At 67.7% G+C, this 2,400-nt stretch carries 4 protein-coding genes and 1 pseudogene; 2 read left to right on the top strand and 3 right to left on the bottom strand.

Features of this window, described 5'->3' with window-relative positions:
- Both RMO04_RS20470 and RMO04_RS20465 read left to right on the top strand, forming a co-directional pair.
- Positions 1-502: pseudogene (locus RMO04_RS20470) on the top strand (aminomethyl-transferring glycine dehydrogenase subunit GcvPB); the annotation flags it as partial.
- Between the two features lie 129 nt (positions 503-631).
- The gene (locus tag RMO04_RS20465) at positions 632-943 is read left to right on the top strand and encodes a hypothetical protein (RefSeq protein ID WP_309646616.1); all 312 of its coding nucleotides are present in this window, start codon (positions 632-634) and stop codon (positions 941-943) included.
- Between the two features lie 43 nt (positions 944-986).
- Here RMO04_RS20465 and RMO04_RS20460 read toward each other — a convergent pair whose 3' ends face one another.
- From RMO04_RS20460 to RMO04_RS20450, 3 genes are read right to left on the bottom strand one after another with little or no spacing between them, the layout of a single operon-like run.
- On the bottom strand, positions 987-1,478 hold the full coding sequence (locus RMO04_RS20460) for an ATP F0F1 synthase subunit B (protein ID WP_309646615.1): 492 nt from the start codon (positions 1,476-1,478) through the stop codon (positions 987-989).
- A 3-nt stretch (positions 1,479-1,481) separates the two neighbouring features.
- The gene (locus tag RMO04_RS20455) at positions 1,482-2,069 is read right to left on the bottom strand and encodes a hypothetical protein (RefSeq protein ID WP_309646614.1); all 588 of its coding nucleotides are present in this window, start codon (positions 2,067-2,069) and stop codon (positions 1,482-1,484) included.
- Positions 2,070-2,091: 22 nt separating this feature from the next.
- Positions 2,092-2,316: a F0F1 ATP synthase subunit C gene (locus tag RMO04_RS20450; RefSeq protein ID WP_309646613.1), complete on the bottom strand. Its 225-nt coding sequence runs from the start codon at positions 2,314-2,316 to the stop codon at positions 2,092-2,094.
- Positions 2,317-2,400: the final 84 nt, after the last annotated feature.

Here is a 2,400-nt window from a genome sequence, read left to right as displayed (position 1 = left end):
TGTCCGCGCCTACGCCTACATGCTGAGCCACGGCTCCGACGGCCTGCGCCAGGTCGCCGAGGACGCGGTGCTGAACGCCAACTACATCAAGGCCAAGCTCTCGGCCGTGATGACCCCGGCCTTCCCGGACGGTCCTTGCATGCACGAGGCCCTGTTCGACGACACCTGGCTGGAGGGGACCGATGTCACCACCCTCGACTTCGCCAAGGCGATGATCGACGAGGGCTTCCATCCCATGACCATGTACTTCCCCCTGGTCGTGCATGGGGCGATGCTGATCGAACCGACCGAGACGGAGTCCAAGCAGGAGCTCGACCGCTTCTGCCATGCGCTCACCGTCCTGGCCCAGGCGGCCAAGGCCGGCGACGTGGAGCGGTTCAAAGGGGCGCCCTACCTGGCGCCCATGCGGCGGCTGGATGAGACCCTGGCGGCCCGGAAACCGCGTCTCACGTGGAAACCGGAGGCCGCAAGTGTGTCTCCGGCGCCGATCGCAGCTGAATAGCGCCGCGTGGACGAAATTTAACTGCAGGGTCGTCTTTACGACTCCCTAGTACGTTCTCATATCGAAGCGAGCTTGACCGCCGGTCCTCCCCAAGAACGGCGCGCGGGCGCAAACCCAGAGTGAACGTACGTGTCCTACGCCATGCCCAGCATGCGCGCTCATCGCGCGCCCGACGCCGCCAACCGCGTTTTCGCGGCGCGACTCGTGCGCGCTGGGTTCGTGGCGGTGGGCGCTTTGATCGTGCTGCTGGGGATCCTGATCGCCCCCATCCCCGGTCCGGGCGGCATCCCGGTGATCGTGGTCGGATTGATGGTCGTCCTGCGCAATTCGTTCAAGGCGCGGCGCCATTTCGTGCGGCTGCAACACGCCCACCCGAAAGTGATCTCGCCGCTGCGCCGCCTGCTGCGCCGCCGTCGCGCCGTCGTTCAAGCCGCCAAATAGAAACGGCGGGCCGCAGGGCCCGCCGTCTTCGTATTCCGCAGCCCTATTGCAGCTTGCTCGCCAGTTGCTTGATGGCGCCGTCGACCAGCGGGTCGCTCGTGGCGCCGGCCAGCCGCTTGACCAGCACATCCTCCGCCATCTGGGCAGCGAGCTCAGCAGCGGCGGCCTTCACCTCCGCGGTGGCCTGGGCCTCGGCGTTGGCGATCTTGCGTTCGGCCAGGGCGCCGCGCCGCTTGATCTGCTCGGCGAGGTTGGCCTGGGCCTCCACCGCCATGCGCTTGGCGTCCTCTTGAGCGTTGGCCAGCATCTCGGCCGCCGCCTTCTCGGCCTCATCACGCTGACGCTTGATGCCTTCGAGTAGGGCTTGAGCCTCGGCGCGCAGAGCCGCGGCTTCGTCGAGCTGCGCCTGGACCTTGGCCCCGGCGTCGCCGAGCGCCTTCCAGGCGAACTTGTGGACCCCGGCCATCACAAGGATGGCCAGGAACACGATCAGGGCCAGGCCGACCCAGAAGTGGGTGTCGAGAAGAAGCGCCATCGTCTATCCCCGGGCCGCGCTGGCCAGTTCGGCCGGGGTGGCGGCCTTGCCGGTAAGCTTTTCCACGATCGATCGGGCGGTCTCGCCGCCGATCGACGCGACGTTGGTCATGGCCGCATCGCGAGCCTTGGCGATACGCGCCTCGGCTTCGGCGGCGACGACCGCCAGCTTGGCCTCTTCCTCGGCCAGACGTGCGGCGATCTCGGCCTGGGCCTTGGCCCGGGCGTCGGCCGCCACCTTCCGCGCCTGGGCATGGCCCTGGGCGGCTTCGGCGGCTGCGGTCTGGGCCTGGGTGTCGGCCTCATCCTTCATGCGCCGGGCGTCGGCGATGTCGCCGGCGATCTTGCCGTCTCGCGCCTCGATCGTTCCGCCCAGCTTCGGCGTCGCGAAGAAGCGCATGAACGCCATCACGACGAAGAACATGATCAGGAACCAGGCGATCTGCCCGGGCCACTGGGAGAAGTCGAACTGGGGCAGGCCGCTGGACTCGTGTCCAGCCGCCGCGCCCTCGTGAGCGCCAGCTGCCCCGGCCTCATGGCCAGGCGCGGCGGGCGTGTGGCCCGTCGCGGCTGCGTCGTCGTGAGATTGCATCGCCAGTCGCCCGGTCGTCGGCTTAGGCGAACAGGATGATCAGCGAGACCACGAAGGCGAACAGGCCCATGGTTTCGGTCAGCGCCATGCCCAGGAACAGCATGGTTTGCTGGCTGGCGGCGGCGGCCGGGTTGCGGATCGCGGCTTGCAGGTAGTTGCCGAACAAGGTGCCGAGACCGACGCCGGCCCCGATCATGCCCGAGGTGGCGAGGCCAGCGCCGATAAGCTTCGCGGCTTCAGCTTCCATTTGAATAGTCCTCTTGAGAAGTAGCTTGGGTTAGTGGCCGTGACCGAAGTTCACGACCTCGTTGAGATAGACGGTGGCCAGCGC

This window comes from Phenylobacterium sp. (assembly GCF_031412415.1).
Lineage (GTDB): Bacteria > Pseudomonadota > Alphaproteobacteria > Caulobacterales > Caulobacteraceae > Phenylobacterium.
The sequence above is the reverse complement of the archived record's forward strand: the minus strand, read 5'-3'. Positions and strand labels throughout refer to the sequence as shown.